This is a genomic window from Amycolatopsis sp. A133 (assembly GCF_031082405.1).
Classification (GTDB): domain Bacteria; phylum Actinomycetota; class Actinomycetes; order Mycobacteriales; family Pseudonocardiaceae; genus Amycolatopsis.
In genome coordinates this window covers 278,715-297,554 of the sequence record NZ_JAVHJU010000004.1, presented here as the reverse complement: position 1 = coordinate 297,554, position 18,840 = coordinate 278,715, and the positions used below count along the sequence as shown (strand labels likewise).

20 protein-coding genes are annotated in these 18,840 nt (G+C 72.2%); 13 read left to right on the top strand and 7 right to left on the bottom strand.

Translation table 11 applies throughout. The annotated features are described in order from the left end of the window. Positions 1-33 precede the first annotated feature (33 nt). The gene (locus tag Q5425_RS05575; RefSeq protein ID WP_308671005.1) at positions 34-573 is read left to right on the top strand and encodes a snapalysin family zinc-dependent metalloprotease; all 540 of its coding nucleotides are present in this window, start codon (positions 34-36) and stop codon (positions 571-573) included. Here the strand turns inward: Q5425_RS05575 and Q5425_RS05570 are convergent. After that, positions 567-1,484, bottom strand: a complete 918-nt coding sequence (locus Q5425_RS05570) for a DMT family transporter (RefSeq protein ID WP_308671004.1) — start codon at positions 1,482-1,484, stop codon at positions 567-569. The two genes, Q5425_RS05575 and Q5425_RS05570, sit on opposite strands and share 7 nt — an antisense overlap. Before the next feature lie 109 nt (positions 1,485-1,593). Here Q5425_RS05570 and Q5425_RS05565 point away from each other — a divergent pair, with 109 nt between their 5' ends. From Q5425_RS05565 to Q5425_RS05550, 4 genes are read left to right on the top strand one after another with little or no spacing between them, the layout of a single operon-like run. Then, the gene (locus Q5425_RS05565) at positions 1,594-2,058 is read left to right on the top strand and encodes an Lrp/AsnC family transcriptional regulator (RefSeq protein WP_308671003.1); all 465 of its coding nucleotides are present in this window, start codon (positions 1,594-1,596) and stop codon (positions 2,056-2,058) included. Between the two features lie 57 nt (positions 2,059-2,115). Next, on the top strand, positions 2,116-3,342 hold the full coding sequence (locus tag Q5425_RS05560) for a histidine kinase (protein WP_308671002.1): 1,227 nt from the start codon (positions 2,116-2,118) through the stop codon (positions 3,340-3,342). Continuing rightward, on the top strand, positions 3,339-3,989 hold the full coding sequence (locus Q5425_RS05555) for a response regulator transcription factor (protein ID WP_308671001.1): 651 nt from the start codon (positions 3,339-3,341) through the stop codon (positions 3,987-3,989). Before Q5425_RS05560 ends, Q5425_RS05555 begins: the two co-directional genes overlap by 4 nt. 19 nt (positions 3,990-4,008) lie before the next feature. Then, positions 4,009-4,713, top strand: a complete 705-nt coding sequence (locus Q5425_RS05550) for a class I SAM-dependent methyltransferase (protein ID WP_308671000.1) — start codon at positions 4,009-4,011, stop codon at positions 4,711-4,713. A gap of 3 nt (positions 4,714-4,716) precedes the next feature. Here the strand turns inward: Q5425_RS05550 and Q5425_RS05545 are convergent, their stop codons facing one another. From Q5425_RS05545 to cysD, 3 genes are read right to left on the bottom strand one after another with little or no spacing between them, the layout of a single operon-like run. Beyond that, positions 4,717-5,085, bottom strand: coding sequence for a VOC family protein (locus Q5425_RS05545; protein ID WP_308670999.1), 369 nt, complete (start codon positions 5,083-5,085; stop codon positions 4,717-4,719). A gap of 34 nt (positions 5,086-5,119) precedes the next feature. Beyond that, positions 5,120-6,931: an adenylyl-sulfate kinase gene (gene cysC, locus Q5425_RS05540; protein WP_308670998.1), complete on the bottom strand. Its 1,812-nt coding sequence runs from the start codon at positions 6,929-6,931 to the stop codon at positions 5,120-5,122. After that, positions 6,931-7,863 carry a sulfate adenylyltransferase subunit CysD gene (cysD, locus tag Q5425_RS05535; RefSeq protein ID WP_308670997.1) on the bottom strand — a complete coding sequence of 311 codons (933 nt, stop codon included), beginning with the start codon at positions 7,861-7,863 and terminating at the stop codon, positions 6,931-6,933. The genes cysC and cysD overlap by 1 nt, the downstream gene beginning before the upstream one ends. A 39-nt stretch (positions 7,864-7,902) precedes the next feature. On the opposite strand from cysD, the gene Q5425_RS05530 reads away from it, so the two are divergent. From Q5425_RS05530 to Q5425_RS05515, 4 genes are read left to right on the top strand one after another with little or no spacing between them, the layout of a single operon-like run. Continuing rightward, the gene (locus Q5425_RS05530; RefSeq protein ID WP_308670996.1) at positions 7,903-8,382 is read left to right on the top strand and encodes a nuclear transport factor 2 family protein; all 480 of its coding nucleotides are present in this window, start codon (positions 7,903-7,905) and stop codon (positions 8,380-8,382) included. Then, entirely contained in the window at positions 8,379-9,569 is a 1,191-nt protein-coding gene (locus Q5425_RS05525) for a hypothetical protein (protein ID WP_308670995.1), read from the top strand. The genes Q5425_RS05530 and Q5425_RS05525 overlap by 4 nt, the downstream gene beginning before the upstream one ends. Further along, on the top strand, positions 9,566-10,354 hold the full coding sequence (locus Q5425_RS05520; protein WP_308670994.1) for an SDR family oxidoreductase: 789 nt from the start codon (positions 9,566-9,568) through the stop codon (positions 10,352-10,354). The genes Q5425_RS05525 and Q5425_RS05520 overlap by 4 nt, the downstream gene beginning before the upstream one ends. An 8-nt stretch (positions 10,355-10,362) precedes the next feature. Further along, the gene (locus Q5425_RS05515; protein WP_308670993.1) at positions 10,363-11,523 is read left to right on the top strand and encodes a sulfotransferase; all 1,161 of its coding nucleotides are present in this window, start codon (positions 10,363-10,365) and stop codon (positions 11,521-11,523) included. A 32-nt stretch (positions 11,524-11,555) separates the two neighbouring features. On the opposite strand, the gene Q5425_RS05510 is transcribed toward Q5425_RS05515, so the two are convergent. Beyond that, entirely contained in the window at positions 11,556-12,782 is a 1,227-nt protein-coding gene (locus tag Q5425_RS05510) for a glycosyltransferase (RefSeq protein ID WP_308670992.1), read from the bottom strand. 23 nt (positions 12,783-12,805) lie between these two features. On the opposite strand from Q5425_RS05510, the gene Q5425_RS05505 reads away from it, so the two are divergent. After that, positions 12,806-13,441, top strand: a complete 636-nt coding sequence (locus Q5425_RS05505; protein WP_308670991.1) for a helix-turn-helix domain-containing protein — start codon at positions 12,806-12,808, stop codon at positions 13,439-13,441. Between the two features lie 58 nt (positions 13,442-13,499). Here Q5425_RS05505 and Q5425_RS05500 read toward each other — a convergent pair whose 3' ends face one another. Further along, positions 13,500-15,167 carry a GGDEF domain-containing protein gene (locus tag Q5425_RS05500; RefSeq protein WP_308670990.1) on the bottom strand — a complete coding sequence of 556 codons (1,668 nt, stop codon included), beginning with the start codon at positions 15,165-15,167 and terminating at the stop codon, positions 13,500-13,502. A gap of 127 nt (positions 15,168-15,294) precedes the next feature. On the opposite strand from Q5425_RS05500, the gene Q5425_RS05495 reads away from it, so the two are divergent. Continuing rightward, on the top strand, positions 15,295-15,642 hold the full coding sequence (locus Q5425_RS05495) for a metalloregulator ArsR/SmtB family transcription factor (RefSeq protein ID WP_308670989.1): 348 nt from the start codon (positions 15,295-15,297) through the stop codon (positions 15,640-15,642). Then, positions 15,639-16,277: an SRPBCC family protein gene (locus Q5425_RS05490; protein ID WP_308670988.1), complete on the top strand. Its 639-nt coding sequence runs from the start codon at positions 15,639-15,641 to the stop codon at positions 16,275-16,277. The genes Q5425_RS05495 and Q5425_RS05490 overlap by 4 nt, the downstream gene beginning before the upstream one ends. Positions 16,278-16,378: 101 nt before the next feature. Here the strand turns inward: Q5425_RS05490 and Q5425_RS05485 are convergent, their stop codons facing one another. Further along, a complete protein-coding gene (locus Q5425_RS05485) occupies positions 16,379-16,744 on the bottom strand; it encodes a PASTA domain-containing protein (RefSeq protein ID WP_308670987.1) in 366 nt (121 codons plus the stop codon). Between the two features lie 62 nt (positions 16,745-16,806). Between Q5425_RS05485 and Q5425_RS05480 the strand changes: the two genes are divergently transcribed. Further along, a complete protein-coding gene (locus Q5425_RS05480; protein ID WP_308670986.1) occupies positions 16,807-18,378 on the top strand; it encodes a dGTP triphosphohydrolase in 1,572 nt (523 codons plus the stop codon). Positions 18,379-18,840: the final 462 nt, after the last annotated feature.

Sequence of the window (18,840 nt, the reverse complement as noted above, 5' to 3'; positions counted from 1 at the left end):
GAAGTGCTTCCTGAATCGGACTAAGGAGACACGATGAACGGACGCGTGATCGGCCGGGTCGTGGCACTGGCCACGGCCGTCGCGGCCCCGCTGGGCCTCGGCCTCGCCACCGCCCCGGCCGCCTCGGCGGCGGCGGTCACGACCCTGTACTACAGCTCGTCGGGCGCGCCGGACTACCTGACCCAGATCGACCAGGGCGCGGCCAGCTGGAACGCGGCCGTCACCGACGTGAAGCTGGTCAAGCGGGCCACGGGCGCGACGATCGTGTTCCACGAGGTGCACAGCGGAGGCTCGTACACGAACACCAACGGCCACGGCCGCGGGCAGATCTACCTGGACACGAGCCAGGTGGCCGAAGGCTACGATCCGACCCGGATCGCGGCCCACGAGCTGGGCCACAACCTGGGCTTGCCGGACCACTACAGCGGCCCGTGCACGGAGCTGATGTCGGGCCACGGCCCGGGAACGGCGTGCAAGAACGCCAAGCCGTCCGCGGCCGAGGCGGCGAAGGTGCAGTCGTTGTGGGTCAACGGCTTGGTGGCCGCGGCCGAGAGCCGCGCGGTCGCTTACTGACTCGCGGAGGTGGCCTTCGGTGCGGGTGGTGCGCCGGAGGCCACGTTCTTCCTCCGGTGCAGGCCGAGCGTGACCCCGGCGATGACGACGGCCCCGCCGAGCACTTGGACGAGCGTGAGCCGCTCCCCGGCCAGCACGACCGCCCACCCCAGTCCCGCCACCGGGACGACGTTCAGCAGGTTCACCGCGACACTCGCCTCCAGCCGCCGGAGTCCGTGGTTGTACAGCAGGAACCCGGCCACCGAGCAAAGCCCGGCCAAGAACCCGATCCGCAGCACGTTCGCCCCGCTCGGCACGCTCCACCGGTCCACTTCGGACAGCGACAGCAGGACGAACCCGGCCGCCCCGGCCAGCGTCTGGTAGTACGTCACCACGATCGGCGAAGCGCCGGATCCGTCCCGCCGGGCCAGGAGGTTGTACGCCGCCCAGGCCACGCCGCCCGCGATGAGGAACACGTCGCCCCACAGCGAGTGCGAGCCGTCGCCCCGGACCACCAGCCACACCCCCGCGACCGCCACCAGCATGCCCGTCAGCCGAACCGGGGAGAAAACCGTGCGGCCGGACAAAACCAGCGTCAAAATCGGGTAGGACGCCACGATCAGCGTCGCATCGGAAGCCGACGCCAGGTCGACGCCCACGTTTTCCAGCGCGAAGTACGCCGTGATCCCCAGCAGGCCCGCCAAGCCGATGAACAGCCGCTCCCGCGGCGCCGGCAGGCGCCGGCGCTCCGGGCCCGCGTGCACCGCCACCGCCAGGATCAGCGCCGCCAGCACGAACCGCAGTGCGCCCAGCGTCATCGGCGGGACCTCCGCCAGCACCACCTTGGTGACCGCGAACGAACTGCTCCAGATCAGGGCCGCGCCCAGGACGGCAGCGACGGCAAGGCCCCGGCGAGAAGAATCGGTGATCATGGGCGTCACGGTAAACAAGAGCCGGGACTTGACCGATGAATGCCGTGCTAGATTCGGTGAACCGGCAAAATGCCGAATCGCATGAGCCTGAGAGGCGGAGCAAGGCCCGATGGACGAACTTGACACGGCCCTGCTGACCCTCCTCCAGGAGGACGCCAAGCAGACCAACAAGGAGCTCGCCCGCCGCCTGCACATCGCGCAGTCGACCTGCCTCGAACGGGTGCGGGACCTCACCCGGCGCGGCATCGTGCGCGGGCACACCGTCGACGTCGACCTGAAGAAGATCGGCCGTCCCGTGCAGGCGATGGTCGCGGTGCGGCTGCGGCCGCCCGACCGCGCGGTGATCGAATCGTTCCGCGCCTTCGTGACCGGCCTGCCCGAGGTGCTGTCGGTGTTCGTCATGTCCGGCAGCGACGACTTCCTGCTGCACATCGCCGTCGCCGACAACGACCACCTGAGCGGCTTCGTCCTCGACCGGCTCACCCAGCGCCGGGAGATCGTCGACGTCCGGACCTCGGTCATCTTCAGCCACTTCCGCCGCACCGTCGTGACGCCGCCCGACGGCGGAAGCTGAGGCACCTCCACCGCGGGAGGGAGGCGCGCGCGGGGGTCCGGCTGCGAAGATCGGCCCGTGCGCATCCTCCGGCCCCTGACGAGCAAGGCGACCTACCGCCGCTGGGTCTACCTCGTGCTCGGCGGCGCCATCAGCGTGCCCTACCTGCTGTTCTCCGCGGTCGCCGTGCCGTCGCTGCTGCCGTTCGTCACCACGGTGGAGCAAGCCACCGTCGTCGGGGGCCTGCTCACCCTGGCCGTCCTGGCCGGGACGGCGTTCCTGCCCGCGGTGCACGTCCTGGAGTCCACCGCGGTCCGGGAGCTGCTGGACGATCCGGTGCCGGACGCGCCCGCGAAACCGCAGAGCCGTCCGGGCCGCCGGCGCGCCGCGGTGATGTTCGTGCTGCACGTCGGCGCCGGGTTCGTCGTCAGCTCCTTGAGCCTCGCCGCCCCCGTCGCGATCGGGTTCTCGATCAGCGCCGTGTTCACCGGGCACCTCGTTCAGGCCGGCGAGGGCGACGCGGTCACCGTGCCGAAGGGCTGGGCGTCGGCGTGGCTCCCCGTGGTCTTCGTGGCCGGCCTGGTGCTGCTGATCTACGCCGCCGGGGCGATCGGCGGGCTGCTGCGCCGGGCCGCGACCGGGCTGCTCGGGGCCACGGCCGCCGACCGGATCGCCCGGCTCGAACGGCGGACCGAGCAGCTCGCCGAGCGCAACCGCCTGGCCAGGGAGCTGCACGACTCGGTCGGGCACGCGCTCAGCGTCGTCACGATCCAGGCGGGTGCCGCCCGGCGGACGCTGCGCACCGACCCGGACTTCACCGAGCGGGCGCTGGGCGCCATCGAGGAGTCCGCCCGCACGGCGCTCGACGACCTCGACCACGTGCTGGGGCTGCTGCGGGAGGAGGCGGCGGGCCGGACGCCGCAGCCGACGCTGGCCGGGCTGCCCGCCCTGCTCGAAACCACCCGGCTCGCCGGCACCGACGTCACCGCCGACCTCGGCGGCGACCTGGCTGCCGTGCCGCCGGTGGTGTCCCGCGAGGTGTACCGGATCCTGCAGGAATGCCTGACCAACGCGGTGCGCCACGCCGGTAGGGTCCCGGTGTCGGTGACCGTCGAGGTCGCGGCGCACGAGCTGGTCGCCCGGGTGGTCAACCCGCTGGGAAGCGGCTCGCGCCGGTCCGGTGGTGGCCGGGGCCTGCGCGGGATGGCCGAACGGGTGGCGGTGCTCGGCGGGGAGTTGTCGGCCGGTCCGGTGGACGGGCGGTGGGAGGTCGTGGTGCGGGTGCCGTGGGGGAGCGGGCGATGAGGGTCGGTGTGCTGCTGGTGGACGACGAGCCGCTGATCCGGGCCGGGCTCCGGGCGATCGTCGACAGCGAGGACGACCTGAGCGTGCTCGGCGAAGCCGCCGACGGGGCCGAAGTGCCCGGGCTGGTGGCCCGGCTGCGGCCCGACGTCGTGCTGATGGACGTGCGGATGCCCGCGGTGGACGGCATCCGGGCCACCACGCACCTGATGTCCGCGGTGGACCACCCGCCGAAGGTGATCGTGGTGACCACCTTCGAGAACGACGACTACGTCTACGACGCGCTCGTCGCCGGCGCCAGCGGCTTCCTGCTCAAGCGCGCCCGGCCGGAGGAGATCGTCGCGGCGATCCGGACCGTCGTGGCCGGCGAATCACTGCTGTTCCCGGCCGCGATCCGGCGGCTGGCCGCCCGGCACGCGCCCCCGGCAGGCGACGGCCTGGCGTCGGCCGGACTGACCGAGCGCGAGCGCGAAGTGCTGCGGCTGATGGCCGTCGGACTGTCCAATGTGGAGATCGCGGGCGAGCTGTACCTGGGCATCCAGACGGTGAAGACCCACGTCGGCAACGTGTTGGCGAAGCTCGGCGTGCGCGACCGCACCCAGGCCGTGATCCGGGCGTACGAATCGGGCTTCGTGGCACCGTCGGGCTGATTCGGGCACCATGGGCCGCATGGCTGCCACCTACGACGCCTTCGCCGGAGCGTACACGGCCGAAAACGAAACCAGCCTGATGAACGCCTACTACGAGCGGCCCGCCACCCTCGCGCTGGCCGGCGACGTGGCCGGGCGGCGGATCCTCGACGCCGGCTGCGGCTCGGGTCCGCTGTTCGCCGCACTGCGGGACAAGGGCGCTGTCGTCAGCGGGTTCGACCAGAGTGCCGGCATGGTGGAGCACGCGCGGGGCCGGCTCGGCGACGACGCGGACCTGCGGGTCGCCGACCTGACCGGCCCCCTGCCCTACCCGGACGGCGAGTTCGACGACGTCGTGGCGTCCCTGGTGCTGCACTACCTCCGGGACTGGGCGCCGGTGCTCGCCGAATTCCGGCGCGTGCTCAAGCCCGGCGGCCGCCTCATCGCCTCCGTCAACCACCCGATGATGGTGAACGTGACGCACCGCCACGAGGGGCCGCGGCCCGACTACTTCGAGGCCTACACCTGGACCGACGAGTTCGAATTGCACGGCGAAAAAGCGCGGATGACCTTCTGGAACAAGCCGCTGCACGCGATGACCGACGCCTTCACCGCGGCCGGCTTCCGGATCGCCGTCATCAGCGAACCCCACCCGGTGCCGGAAGCCCGGGAGCTGTTCCCCGGCGACTTCGAAATCCTCGACACCTTCCCGAGCTTCCTGTTCTTCGTCCTGGAAGCCGGGTAAGCCTCAGTCGACGCAGAACTCGTTGCCCTCGATGTCCTGCATGTTCTGGCACGATTCGTTTTCCTCGTCGGCGAGCAGCAGCCGCCCGCGGACCGCGCCGAGCGCCTCCAGGCGTGCGCACTCGGCCTCGAGCGCGGCCAGCCGCTCGTCGCCGACGAGCCCGGTACCGACCCGGACGTCGAGGTGCACGCGGTTCTTGACGACCTTGCCTTCGGGGACGCGCTGGAAGTACAGCCGCGGGCCCACACCCGCCGGGTCGACGCAGGCGGTGTCCCCCTGCAGCTCGTACCCCAGCACCTCGCACCAGAACCGGGCGACGCGCGCCGGATCCACGCAGTCGAAGGTGACCTGAACCTGCCTGACCGGACTCATGCCGCCACTCTAAGGACCAAGGCAAGAGAATTTTTCAGCCGAGCTCGTCGAGCAGCGCCTGGATCGCCGCGGCCATCGCCGCCGGGTCGCCGTCGGCCGGCCGCAGCACCAGATCGGGTGACGCCGGGCGCTCGTAGGGGGCGTCGATGCCGGTGAAGCCGGTGATCTCCCCGGCGCGGGCCTTTGCGTACATGCCCTTCGGATCGCGGGCTTCGCACACTTCCAGCGGCGTGTCGACGAAGACCTCCACGAACGGCAGCCCCTCGTGAACCGCCCTGGCCCGGGCCCGGTCGGCTTCGTACGGGCTGATCAGCGACGCGATCGCGACCACGCCCGCGTCCGCGAACAAGCGCGCCACCTCGGCCACGCGCCGGACGTTCTCCGCGCGGTCCTCGGGGCTGAAGCCCAACCCGGCGTTGAGCCCGTGGCGCAGGTTGTCGCCGTCGAGCAGGTACGCCGGGCGGCCCGCCGCGACCAGGCGGCGTTCCAGCTCGACCGCCACCGACGACTTGCCCGACGCCGAAAGCCCGGTGAGCCACACCGTCGCGCCGCGGGTCGGGCGGTCCTCGCGCCGCACCGCGGCGGTGTGCCAGACGACCGGGGAGGCGACCGCGCCGGTGATCATGCCCGCCGCGACCGTGTCGCCCGTGTGCTCGTCGACCAGGAGGAAGCCGCCGGTGGCCCGGTTGCGGCGGTAGGGGTCGAACAGCAGCGGCGCCCGCGTGCGCAGGCGGATCCGGCCGATGTCGTTCAAGGACAGCGCTTCCGCCGTCTCGTCGCGGTGCAGCGTGGTGACGTCGAGGCGGTACTCCAGCCGGTCCACCGTGCCGCGCGTCTCGGTCGTCGTGTGCCGCACCGCGTAGGTCGCGCCCGGCGTCAAGGCGGCGCGTTCGGAGAACCAGCAGACCAGCGCGTCGACTTCGCGGGCCGACTCCGCGCGGTTGCCCGGGCGGCACAGCATCGCCCCGCGGCCGAGGTCGAGGTCGTCGGCCAGCTCGACCGCCACCGCCTGGCCGGTGAACGCCTCTTCGAGGGGCTGCCCGCCGGGACCCCACACCGCGCGCACCTTCGACGTGAATCCCGACGGCAGCGCCACGACCTCGTCACCGGGCTTGAACACCCCGCCGGCGATGGTGCCCGCGTAACCGCGGAAGTCCGACCGGCGGATCACGTACTGCACCGGGAACCGGGCGTCGATGAGGTTGCGGTCGGAGGCGACGTGCACCTCCTCCAGCTGGTGCAGCAGCGAAGTGCCTTCGTACCAAGGCATGCTCGCGCTGCGGTGCACCACGTTGTCGCCGTGCAGCGCCGAAACCGGCACGAACGTCAGGTCGGCGACGTCGAGCTTCATCGCGAAGCGGCGGAAGTCCTCGCGGATCTCGGCGAACCGCTCGGGCGACCACCCGACGAGGTCCATCTTGTTCACGCACACCACGAGGTGCCCGATCCCGAGCAGCGACGCGAGGAACGCGTGCCGCCGCGACTGCTCCAGCACGCCCTTGCGCGCGTCCACCAGGACGAGCGCCAGGTCGGCGGTGGACGCGCCGGTCACCATGTTCCGCGTGTACTGCAGGTGCCCCGGCGTGTCCGCGATGATGAACTTGCGCTTGGGCGTGGCGAAGTAGCGGTGCGCGACGTCGATCGTGATGCCCTGCTCGCGTTCGGCCCGCAAGCCGTCGGTGAGCAGCGCGAGGTCCGGGTAGTCCTCGCCGCGGGCGCGGCTGGCGCGCTCGACGGCGGCGAGCTGGTCGGTGAAGATCGCCTTCGAGTCGAACAGCAGCCGGCCGATCAGGGTCGACTTGCCGTCGTCGACGCTCCCCGCCGTGGCGATCCTCAGCAGCTGCATCAGAAGTAGCCTTCCCGCTTGCGATCTTCCATGCCCGCTTCGGAAATCCGGTCGTCGGCGCGCGTGGCGCCGCGTTCGGTGACGCGGGTGGCGGCCACTTCGGCGACCACTTCGGCCGGTGTCGCCGCCGACGACTCGACGCAGCCGGTGCAGGTGGCGTCGCCGACGGTCCGGAAGCGGACGGTCGCCTCGTAGGGCGTCTCGCCGTCCACAAGGGACAGGAAACGGGTGGCTGCCAGCAGCATGCCGTCGCGCTGGACCACGGACCGCCGGTGCGCGTAGTACAGCGGCGGCAGCGCGATCCGCTCGTCCCGGATGTACTGCCAGATGTCGAGCTCGGTCCAGTTCGACAGCGGGAACACCCGGATGTGCTCACCGCGGCGGTGCCGCCCGTTGTAGAGGTTCCACAGCTCCGGGCGCTGCGCCCGGGGGTCCCACTGGCCGTGCTCGTCGCGGAAGCTGAACACCCGCTCCTTCGCCCGGGCCTTTTCCTCGTCGCGGCGGGCTCCGCCGAACACGGCGTCGAAGCCGCCCTCGCGGATCGCCCGCAGCAGGGTCACCGTCTGCAGCCGGTTGCGGCTGGCCCGCGGCCCGGTCTCCTCGGCGACGCGGCCGGCGTCGATGTCGTCCTGGACGCGCGCGACCTCCAGGCGCAGGCCGAGCGCGGCGACGGTCTCGTCGCGGAACCGCAGCACCTCGTCGAAGTTGTGGCCGGTGTCGACGTGCAGCACGGGGAACGGCAGCGGTGCCGGCCAGAACGCCTTCGCGGCGACGTGCAGCATCACCACCGAATCCTTGCCGCCGGAGAAGAGCAGGACCGGGCGCTCGAAGGTCGCCGCGACCTCGCGGAAGACGTGCACGGCCTCCGCTTCGAGCGCGGCCAGGTGCGAGAGCTCGTACGAGGTCACGGACACCCGAAAAAAGTAGAACATGTTCTTGTCTTTGGTCAAGCGGTGCGGGACGCTGGGGGCATGGACCTGGTCGTACTCGAAGAGATCAAGCGGCTGAAGTACCGGTACCTGCGCGGGGTGGACCTGAAACTGTGGGACGAGGTGGCCGGCACTTTCACCGCCGACGCCACGGCCGACTACGGGACGCACGCCGTGGGCGGCGACGGGAAGCGGTTCGAAGGCCGCGACGCCATCGTCGGCTTCCTCACCCAGAGTCTCGGCAACGGCATCATCACGGTGCACCACGCAGGTCAGCCCGAGATCGACGTCGACGGCGACACCGCGACCGGGCGGTGGTCGTTCACCGACCGGGTGATCGTCCCCGAGCACAAGGTGATCATCGAAGGGGCCGCCTTCTACGAGGACACCTACCGCCGCGAGAGCGACGGCGCCTGGCGGATGTCGCACATCGGGTACGTCCGCACCTACGAATCGATGCTGTCCTGGGACGCCCTGCCGGGTTTTCGGCTGCTCGCGAACCGCTGGGCCGTCCCGGCATGATCGAGAACGAGTTCTCGTTGACCCGGCCGTTCGCCGACGCCATCGCCGAGGCCGAGAAGCTGATCGCCGAAGCTCCGCCGGCGCAGACCGAGCAGGGCCTCCTGGAGGGCTACGACTACCTCGCGGGCAGCATCCGGGCGTCGCTGCAGATGGCCTGGGCCTACCAGCGCGACTTCCCGTACTTCACCGCGTCCACCGGGCCCTACACGAAGATGGGCCTGGACAACCCGGACACGCTGTACTTCAACGCGAACATCCGCGCCGACCGCGAGTACCTGGTCACCGGCGTCCGCGGGACCACCGCCGACCTGAGCTTCCAGGTCCTCAACGGCGACTACTCGCCGGTGGAGGTGCCCGACAGCCTCGCCGCGTTCGACGACCGGAAGATCGAGATCGGCGGGGGAGGCCGGTTCGAGCTGCGGTTCGGCCCGGCCCGCGAGAACCCGGGGCCGAACTACTTCGTCCTCGGCGAAGGCTCGTCGATGCTCGTGGTGCGCGAGGTCTACAGCGACTGGGCGACCGAGCGGCGGGGCGAGATCCGCATCCGGTGCGTCGACACGGCCGGCCAGGCGCCGCCGGTGCCGGACCGGTCCGCACTGGCCAAGCGCTACGGCGTCACCGGCAAGATCCTGCTGAGCCGGCTCAAGACGTTCCTGGCCTTCCCGAAGTGGTTCTACTACGACCTGCCGGTGAACACGATGACCGAGCCGCGCTCGACGCCGGGCGGGCTCACCACGCAGTTCTCCTCGGCCGGGCACTACGAGCTCGGTCCCGAGGAAGCGATGATCGTCACCGTGCCGCGCTGCGCGGACGCGCCGTACCAGGGCATCCAGCTCGGCAGCCTCTGGTACGTCTCGCTCGACTACGTCAACCACCAGACGAGCCTCACCGCCGACCAGGCCCGCGTCGACCCGGACGGCAAGATCCGGTTCGTCATCGCCGAGCGCGACCCCGGCCTGGTGAACTGGCTCGAACTCACCGGCCACGACCGCGGGTACGTGCAGATCCGCTGGCAGCGGCTGGCCCGCGACCTCGGCCCGGACGACGGCCCGGTCGTCGAGGTGGTCAAGGCCGACGAACTGCCCGACCGGCTGCCCCACCACGCCGACGCGCGGGTGACGCCGGAGCAGTGGGCGGCGAGGATCGCGGCCCGGCAGGACGCCGTTGCCGCCCGGATGCTGGGGTGAGCGTGGAGAACCTGTTGCAGGGCAAAGTGGTCGTCGTTTCGGGGATCGGCCCCGGGCTCGGCCGGTCGATCGCCGTGCGCAGCGCGCGGGCCGGCGCGGACGTCGTGCTCGCCGCCCGCACCGAGTCGCGGCTCACCGAGGTCGCCAAGGAGGTCACCGACCTCGGCCGCCGGGCGGTCGCGGTCCGCACCGACATCGACGACGCGGACTCCGCGGCGAACCTGGTGAGCCAGTCGATCGAGGCGTTCGGGCGGGTCGACACCGTGGTGCACAACGCCTTCGCCGTCCCGCCGCTGACCGATCTGGCCACTGTGGACCTCGACGGCGTCCGCGCGGGCTTCGAGACCGCGGCGATCTCCGTGCTCCGGCTGACCCGGCTGTTCCTGCCCGCGCTCAAGGAGAGCCGGGGCTCGCTGGTGATGATCAACTCCGCCGTGCTGCGGCACTCGCGGCGCACCTTCGGCGCCTACAAGATGGCGAAGTCGGCGCTGCTGTCGCTCTCCCAGAGCCTCGCCAGCGAGCTGGGGCCGGACGGCGTGCGCGTCAACACCGTGGCGCCGGGGTACATCTGGGGCCCGAACCTCCAGTGGTACTTCACCTACCTGGCCAAGGAACGCGGCATCACGCCGGAAGACGTCTACGCCGAAACGGCGTCCACAATAGACCTGCGCAAACTGCCGGAACCCGACGAGATCGCCGACGCCGTGGTCTTCCTCGCCTCGCCGATGGCGCGCGCGATCACCGGGCAGTGCCTCGACGTCAACGGCGGCGAGTACCACCACTAGGAGGTTCGATGCTCCCCGGCAGGGAAGACGTGGGCACCGTCGAGGACCTGCACGCCTCGGCGTCGAAGCTCACCGGGCTCGACGATTTCGGCGCGGACGAGTACGTCGAAGGCCTGCGCGTGCTGCTGGAGTCGTACGAGGCGGACGAGGACCTGACGCCGTACGGCAACAAGGTGCACCGGGCGTTCCTGCGCGGCGCACTGGTGGCGCGGCTGCTCAGCGAAGCGTCGTGGAAACAGCATCCGGCGTACGCGGACGTCCGGGTGGAGCGGCCGATCTTCGTCACCGGCCTGCCGCGCACCGGCACGACCGCGCTGCACCGGCTGCTCGCCGAGGACCCCGCGCACCAGGGGCTGGAGGTGTGGCTCGCCGAGGTGCCGCAGCCGCGGCCGCCGCGTGCGACGTGGGCGGAGAACCCGGTCTTCCAGGGCATCCAAACCGGCTACGAACGCCACCACGTCGAGCACCCGGAGTTCATGGGGGTGCACCACATGTCCGCCGACCAGGTGGAGGAGTGCTGGCAGCTGCTGCGCCAGTCGATGCGGTCGGTGTCCTTCGAATGCCTCGCGCACCTGCCGCGGTACTCGCGCTGGCTGGCCAAACAGGACTGGACGGACGCCTACGCCCGGCACAAGCGCAACCTGCAGCTGATCGGGCTGCCGGACGCGGGCAAGCGCTGGGTGCTCAAGAACCCGAGCCACCTCTTCGCGCTGGATGCCCTGATGGCGAACTACCCGGACGCGCTGGTGATCCAGACGCACCGGGCGCCGAGCACGATCATGGCGTCGATGTGCAGCCTGGCCGAGAAGGCCGCGGACGGCTGGTCCTCGACGTTCCGGGGCGAAGTGATCGGTCGGGGGCAGCTCGAGCTGTGGGCGCGCGGAGCGGACGAATTCGGCTGGGCCCGCGCGCGCCACAACCCGGCGCAGTTCTGCGACGTCCGGTACGAGGACTTCGTCGCGGACCCGATCGGCACGGTGTCCACTGTGTACGACCACTTCGGACTGGACTTCACCCCGGAGGCGCGGGCGGCCATGACGGCCGTGCACGAGGTGAGCCGGACGGGGGAACGGAAACCGGTGCACCGCTACCGCCTGGCGGACTTCGGCTTGACGCCCGAGGAGGTCGACGAGCGGTTCGCGAGCTACCTCTCGGCCCACGGCTCGTGAGTGGTAAGGCGGGTTAGAACCCGCCTTACCACTCACGACAAGCTGCGGCAGGGGGCCGTGATCAGCTTCACCACTTCGTCCATCGCCGGTCCGGCGGCCATTTCGGCGGCCAGTTCGCGCGCCCGGTTCCGGTAGCGCGGATCGGCCAGGACCGTGCGGACGGCCCGCCGCAGCGTCCGCGGCGAGGCCGAAGCGCGGGCGCGGCCGATCCCGGCGCCGGACCAGGTGACCCGGGCGGCGACCTCGCGCTTGTCCTCGCTGGCCCCGACCACGACCAGGGGCACGCCGTAGCGGAGGGCGTGGTTGACGCCGCCGTACCCGCCGTTGCTGACCATGGCCGCGCAGCGGGGGAGCAGCTCGTCGTAGGGCAGGAAGCCCGCCACCCGGACGTTCTCCGGCAGCGGGCCGGGTCGCAGCCGCCCGCCGCACGTCGTCGCGACGACCAGGACGTCCTCGCCGGCCAGCGCGGCGATGGTGGGTTCGACGAGCCGGCCGAGGTCGTCGTTCGCCACGGTTCCCTGGGTCACGTGCACCACCGGCCGGGCGCCGTCGAGGTCGCTCCACCACGGCGGCAGCGGGTGCTCGCTCGCCGCGCTGACCGTCGTCGGCCCGATGAAGTGCAGCGGCGCTCCCTCGCGCGGGTACTCGAAGCCGGGGCAGGTCATCTGGAGCACACCGTCGCTGTGCAGGGGCCAGTCCGTGAACAGCATGCCGGGGTCGCCGCCCAGCAGGTCGTTCGCCAGTTTCCGGGCCGGCCCGGTCACCCACGGCGCGAGCGCCTTGAGGAGCGCGCCGCGCAGGGGGTGCCCGGGCGGGCCGGTCGGGACCGGCGGCATGAACGGCAGGAACCCCAGCGTCAGCAGGCGTGGCCGCGGGTCGCGCCGGACCAGGGCCAGCCCGGCCATCATCAGCGGATCGCACAGCACGACGTCGGCTTGCCGGGCGTCGATGACGCTCAGCTGCGCGGGCATGGCGCGCACGAAGTGGGTCAGCTCGAACCGGGCGAGCTTCAGCCCGCTCAGCCCGGCGCGGCCGGGGATCGTGCCGTCCAGGTCGGTCTCGTCGAAGTCGGCCTCCGGCGGCAGGACTCTGACCTCGGCACCTCGTTCTTCGAACGCCCGCCGGTAGCGCGCGCCGGTGACGACGGCGACGTCGTGGCCGGCGGTGATTAACGCTTCGACGACCGGCTTGGTCGGCCCGACGTGACCGCGGGCGGGCTGCACGCACACGAGTATCCGGGCCACGGCACGTCCCTTCATTGACCGATACACTGTACTATCCAATGACGATGACGATACCGGATTCCGAGGACGCGCGGCGCCGTTACGAGTCGCCGGTGCGCGAGGCCCGCGCCCGGCGCACCCGGGCCCACGTGGTGGCAACGGCCGGGAAGCTGTTCGCCTCGCGTGGTTATGCGGGCACGAGCATGCGGCAGATCGCCGCGGAGGCGGGGGTGAGCCTGGAGACGGTGACGCAGACGGGCCGCAAGCCGCAGCTGCTGATCGCCGCGTTCCGCGCCGGCTTCGCGGGCGACCCGGACGCGATGAACCTGGACGCCCTGGCGGGCCCGGCCGGCCCGGCGGATCTGCCGTCGGTGGTGTCCCGGGTGGCGACGGGAGTACGCAGGTCGTTGCCGATCTGGCGCGCGTTCACCACGGCGGCGGCGGCCGACCCGGCGGTGGCGGCGGTCCGCGCGGAGCAGGCGGTGGCCCGCCGCACGGAGATCACGGCCCGGCTCCGCGCGGCGGGGCTGGCACCGGAGGGCGCGGAGGCCGGCCGCTTGGCGGACGCGATCGGGCTGGTCATGTCGCACGAGGCGTACGACCACCTGACGGAGGTGTGCGGCTGGGCGCACGAGGACTACGTGAGCTGGGCGGCGATGGCGATCCAGGCCCAGCTGACCCTCGACTGGCAGTGAGCACCGGCTCCCGACGGCGCGGGCCCTGCTGACGTGGTGCGGGCGGCCGCGGCGTCCGCTAACCCGCGGCCGCCTGCAAGCCCCGGGTTCCGATGCCCCGCAGCACTTCGACTCGCTCCGAACCCGGGCGGCTCAGCACCCAGCTCGACCCCGGCACCGCCTTCGCGCGCTTCTTCAACGGTGCCAGCAGCCGCGAAACCTCCTGGTACGAGCCGATTGCGCCGCTCGCGCACACCAGCGTCGCCAGTGACACCGTCACCGGCAGGCCCTCGGCCGACCACCCGCGGTCCAGCAGCGCCCCCGCCACCGTGGCGATCTCGTCGACGTCGCAGACCACCAGGAAGTCGTCGCCGCCCACGTGGCTCACGCGCATCCGGCGCAGGCCGCCGGACAGCTCCGTCAGCGCCGCGCCCAGCTCGCGGATCAGGTTGTCGCCCGCCGCGAAGCCCGCCGTGTCGTTGATCGCCTTGAAACCGTCGATGTCCAGCCACGCCGCCACGAACGGTTCGCCGATCGTGATGCGGCGGGCGACGTCGCGGGCGATCGTGTCGCTGCCCGGCAACCGCGTCAGCGGGTTCAGCGCCGCGGCCGCCTCGACCTTCGCCTCGGCCACGCCGCGGACCACCTCGGTCACCAGCACCACGCCGAGGCAGCGGCCGAGCTCGTCGACCACCACCACGTCGTCGCCGGTGCGGGCCCAGTCCGCGTCGGTGACCAGCTCCAGGAACTCCATCGCGCCGGCGCGGGCCTCGATCGTGTGCGGGGTGTCGGCGAGCCGGGCGGCCGGGCGCTTCGCGTGCAGCGCGTGCCCGTACGGGCCGGTGACCGCGACCAGGAACCGGGTCCGGTCGACCGACCAGCGCGGCCGGTTCAGCTCGTCCACCCCGACCACCCCCGACGGCGCGTCCGCCGCCGCGAGCACCGCGCGGACCTCGTCGCACGTCGCGGATTCCGGCAACGTCGTGGCCGGGCGGAGGAAGTCGCCGACGCACGGGGCCGGTGCCCCGGTCGCGGGACGGCCGCGCGTCAGCAGGGCCGGCGCGGGACCGGCCGCGGTCGGCGGCGCGAGGAGGTGCCCCTGCGCGATCCGGACACCGAGGCCGCGGACGGCGTCGAGCTGCTCGCCGGTCTCCACGCCGGTCGCGACGAGCCGGGTGCCGGTGCGGTTCGTGTAGTGCAGCAGCGCCTCGACGACGGCGACCGGCGCCGGCTCGTCCGGCAGCCCGCGCAGCACGGTGCGGTCGAGCTTCACCAGGTCGATCGGCGCCTCGACGAGCAGGCCCAGCGGCAGGTCGCCGCGGCCGAGGCCGTCGAGCGCGACCCGGAAGCCGAGCTCGGTGAGCTCCCGCATCCCGGCGAGCGCGCGGCCGGCGGGCAGCGGCGCGAAGGGCGGCCCGATTTCCAGGACGACGTCGCGGGTGCGCCGGCCCGCGTGGCCGAGCTCCTCGAGGAGGTCGTCGAACATCGCCTGCGGCGCGGCCAGGGTGCGGGCGGAGAGGTTCAGGTGCAGGGGGAGCGACGTGGGGTTTCCGGCGTCCTGCCGGACGGCGGCGACCGCGAGCCCGAGGTCGGCCTCGGCGAGCCTGCCGTCGCGGCGCGCCTGCGCGAGCAGCTCGGGGACGGTTCCGCGGCCGGGCCTGGCCAGCGCTTCGTGCGCCACGACGCCTCCGGTGTGGAGGCTGTACAGCGGCTGGAAGGCGAAGCGGACCGCGGGTGGCGACTGCACGGCCCGATCGTCGCGGGTCGTGCGGCGGAGCGGAACCGATGTCGGCTGATGTTCACCGGGGCTTACCCACATCGGAGTAATAGTTTCAGTGTTGACTTATATAAGTCACTGCTTGTAGCTTGGCGGGGTGCACGCGTTCGACGTCCTCGGCGACCCGGTCCGCCGCCGGATCCTCGAGCTGCTGGCCGACGGCGAACGAGCCGCCGGCGCGGTGACCGAGGTGATCCGGGCCGAGTTCGGCATCTCGCAGCCGGCCGTCTCCCAGCACCTGAAGGTGTTGCGGGAGAACGGCTTCGCGGTCGTCCGCCAGGACGGGACGCGGCGGCTGTACGCGGTCGGGCACGCCCCGCTGCGTGACGTCGACGTCTGGCTCGACCGGTTCCGCCGGCACTGGACGCCGCCACTGGACGCGCTGGCCACCGAAATCGCCCGCGGCAAACGTGCCCGGCGCCTCACCGAAGGAGAAAGTTCGTGATCGACGTCAGTCACCAGATCAGCGCCGTCCGCCGGACGGTCGGCCGGCGCGTGCTCGAGGCGGGGGAGGCGCGCGTGATGACCATCAGCCAGGTCTACGACACCGACGTCGACGACATGTGGGACGCGGTGACCAGCGCCGAGCGCATCCCGCGCTGGTTCCTGCCGGTGTCCGGTGAGCTGCGCGTCGGCGGGAAGTACCAGCTGGAGGGCAACGCGGGCGGCACGGTCGAGCGCTGCGACCCGCCGAAGAGCTTCGCCGCGACGTGGGAGATGCACGGCGGCGTCAGCTGGATCGAGGTCCGGCTGACGCCCGAAGGCGATGGCACGCGGTTCGAGCTGGAGCACGTCGCGCACGTCGACGACCACTGGGACCAGTTCGGCCCCGGCGCGGTCGGCATCGGCTGGGACATGGCGCTCACCGCCCTGGTCCGCCACCTCGCGGCCGGCCCCGGGTACGTCGTCGACCCGCAGGAGGCGATGGCCTGGATGGCGTCGCCGGAAGGCGTCGAGTTCGTGACGAAGGCGGGAGAGGCCTGGTACGAGGCGCACGTCGCCGGCGGCGAGGACGAGGCCGTGGCCCGCGCGCAGGCCGGCCGCTGCCTGGCCGCCTACACCGCCCAGCCGGAGTCCTGATCACCCGTGATCGCCGGAAAGCGACGCCGTCACTTTCCCGACGAAAGTGATCCGGAGTGAGCGCTCCGGGTAGCTTTCACGTGAAAGCTCGGGGTTGGGGGTCAGCGGTCGTCGTACTTGACCGCGGTCAGGGTGATCACCGCGTCAGCCGGGACCTCCGTGCCGGGTGCCGGGTCCTGGCCCGTCTGACGCCAGTTGCGGTCGACGACCAGCGCGCGGCCCTGGCCGGTGCCGTCGACCTCGCGCAGGTTGTAGAGCCCGGCCCGCTGCATCGCGTCCTGGGCGTCCTGGTGGTTCATGCCGGAGACGTCCGGGACCTTGATCAGCTTCGCGGGAGCCGAGGCCGACGTCGAGGCCGACGCCGAGGTGGTGACCACCGTCGTCGTGCCCGGCTCGGCGGGCTGGGTGCCGCAGGCGACCGGGGCGAAGGCGAGGACCGCGAGGGCCGTGAGCGTGCGTCGGGACATGCCCCCGGGGTACCCCGGCGCCTGCCCGCCGTTCAGGTGAACCTCCGGATAGGGTCGTGCGCATGGATCAGGCCAGCGAACACCCCGACCCGCGGGCGGCCCGGCGCGACCCCGTGGCGAACGTCGGCGGGTTCACCGACCTGGCGACCAGCCCGTTCCGGATCGACCGCGACCGGATCGCGGCGTCGCCGTTCTTCGCGCGGCTCGGCGGCGTCACGCAGGTGGTCAGCGCCGGCGGCGCCGGGCTGCTGCACAACCGGCTCACCCACAGCCTGAAGGTCGCGCAGGTCGCGCGCGCCGTCGCCGAGCGGATCACCGCCGGGCCCGACGCCGGGCTGGCCGACAAGCTGGGCGGCTGCGACCCCGACGTCGCCGAGGCCGCCGCGCTCGCCCACGACCTCGGGCACCCGCCGTTCGGGCACCTCGGGGAGCAGACGCTCGACCGCATCGCCCGGCACCGCTTCGGCCTCGCCGACGGCTTCGAGGGCAACGCGCAGACGTTCCGGATCATCACCACCACCGACGTGCGCGGGCCGGAGGCGATCGGGCTCGACCTGACCGCCGCGGTGCGCGCCGCCGTCCTCAAGTACCCGTGGCTGCGGCTGCACCACCCCTCGCCGCACCCGTCGGAGATGGCCGTGCCGCCCCGCGGGGCCGGGGAGCCGGGCGGCCTGCCGGGCACCGGCGCGGGCAAGTTTTCCGCCTACGCCACCGAACTCGACGACTTCGAGCAGGCCCGCGCGGCGTTCGCGGGCCGCGTCGAAGGCTGGCAGCAGACCGTCGAAGCGTCCGTGATGGACACCGCCGACGACATCGCCTACGCCATCCACGACCTGCAGGACTTCCACCGCATCGGGGTGCTGCAGCACGCGCCGGTCGCCGCGGAGCTGGGGGAGTGGCTCGAGCACGCGGCCGAGCTGGCCTCGCTGGACGACGAGACGCTGCACGTCCAGCTGCGCCGCCCGGGCCGGTCGCTGGAACGCCTGCGCCGCCGCATGCACGCCAAGGACGCGTGGATCGTCGACGACGACGCGTTCGCCGCGGCTGTCGCGCGGGTCCGCGCGGAGCTGGTCGACGGCCTGCTCGCCGGCGAGTTCGACGGCTCGATCGAGGCGGAGCAGACGACGGCGGCGTTCTCCGCGAACTGGACCGCCCGGCTGGTGGACGGGGTGTTCCTGCTGGCCTCGCCGTCCACCCGCGCCGGCCACGTCTCGCTGCGGCCCGCCCAGTGGCACGAGGTGCAGGTGCTCAAGTTCGTGCACCGCCGGTTCGTGCTGCTGCGCCCCGACCTCGCGCTGCACCAGCGCGGCCAGGCCGGGGTGGTGACGAGCCTGGTCGACGCCCTCGACGCGTGGCTGCTCGACCGCGACGAGGTGTCCCGGCTGCCGCGCCGGCTGCACGACCTCGTCGAGCTGGCCGGTGCCGAGTACACCGAGCTGGCGCGCTCGGCGCCGGAACTGCTGGTGGGGGCCACGGGGGAGCCGGTGACGGGCGCGGATGCGGTGCGCGGCCTGGCCCGCGGGCGGGCCGTCGTCGACTTCGTGGCTTCGCTGACCGACAAGCAGGCGGTGACGCTGCTGGACGCCCTGTCCGGGCGGGCCGCGCAGCCGTGGTCCGATTCGTTCGTGCTCTGAGACGCCGGGGTGGCCGGACCAGCGAACTCGCGTACCTGGACGGACGGCTCGCGTACTCGGCGGCCCGTGTCTCGCGTGATCGGAGGCGTAACTCGCCCGCTCGCCGCGCCGCCTCGCGCGGTAACGGACTTTCCCCGTGGTTCCGCCGGTTGCACGCCTCCGGCGAGTTGCATGTGGACATCCCAGTCCGTGGTCACCCTTGCGGCCGGCGGTGGGACGATCACTTGTCCGGTGCGTGTCCGGTGACCGGTTCGCCGCTGCGCTGACTGGCCTACGTCATCCGGCCTATTCGGGAAATTATCCGTCCTTTGTCACTCGAACGGCTGATGTTTACGGAGAACTACCGGTACTTAGCTGGGTCCAGCCGGTGATCACCGGCGTAGGTCAGCGTGAGTCGGGGCACGCGCCTGGAGATTCGGAGGGCGCCCGTGCGTCGTACCCGTTCCACAAGATCGAGATCCA

Excerpts from the sequence above, each read along its gene's own strand:
- Q5425_RS05530 (WP_308670996.1), top strand. The coding sequence starts at position 7,903 with ATGGACCTGGTCGTACTCGAAGAGATCAAGCGGCTGAAGTACCGGTAC.
- cysC (WP_308670998.1), bottom strand. The coding sequence starts at position 6,931 with ATGCAGCTGCTGAGGATCGCCACGGCGGGGAGCGTCGACGACGGCAAG.
- Q5425_RS05480 (WP_308670986.1), top strand. The coding sequence starts at position 16,807 with ATGGATCAGGCCAGCGAACACCCCGACCCGCGGGCGGCCCGGCGCGAC.
- Q5425_RS05555 (WP_308671001.1), top strand. The coding sequence starts at position 3,339 with ATGAGGGTCGGTGTGCTGCTGGTGGACGACGAGCCGCTGATCCGGGCC.
- Q5425_RS05575 (WP_308671005.1), top strand. The coding sequence starts at position 34 with ATGAACGGACGCGTGATCGGCCGGGTCGTGGCACTGGCCACGGCCGTC.
- Q5425_RS05565 (WP_308671003.1), top strand. The coding sequence starts at position 1,594 with ATGGACGAACTTGACACGGCCCTGCTGACCCTCCTCCAGGAGGACGCC.
- Q5425_RS05515 (WP_308670993.1), top strand. The coding sequence starts at position 10,363 with ATGCTCCCCGGCAGGGAAGACGTGGGCACCGTCGAGGACCTGCACGCC.
- Q5425_RS05510 (WP_308670992.1), bottom strand. The coding sequence starts at position 12,782 with ATGAAGGGACGTGCCGTGGCCCGGATACTCGTGTGCGTGCAGCCCGCC.
- cysD (WP_308670997.1), bottom strand. The coding sequence starts at position 7,863 with ATGTTCTACTTTTTTCGGGTGTCCGTGACCTCGTACGAGCTCTCGCAC.
- Q5425_RS05485 (WP_308670987.1), bottom strand. The coding sequence starts at position 16,744 with ATGTCCCGACGCACGCTCACGGCCCTCGCGGTCCTCGCCTTCGCCCCG.
- Q5425_RS05570 (WP_308671004.1), bottom strand. The coding sequence starts at position 1,484 with ATGATCACCGATTCTTCTCGCCGGGGCCTTGCCGTCGCTGCCGTCCTG.
- Q5425_RS05525 (WP_308670995.1), top strand. The coding sequence starts at position 8,379 with ATGATCGAGAACGAGTTCTCGTTGACCCGGCCGTTCGCCGACGCCATC.
- Q5425_RS05545 (WP_308670999.1), bottom strand. The coding sequence starts at position 5,085 with ATGAGTCCGGTCAGGCAGGTTCAGGTCACCTTCGACTGCGTGGATCCG.
- Q5425_RS05505 (WP_308670991.1), top strand. The coding sequence starts at position 12,806 with ATGACGATGACGATACCGGATTCCGAGGACGCGCGGCGCCGTTACGAG.
- Q5425_RS05550 (WP_308671000.1), top strand. The coding sequence starts at position 4,009 with ATGGCTGCCACCTACGACGCCTTCGCCGGAGCGTACACGGCCGAAAAC.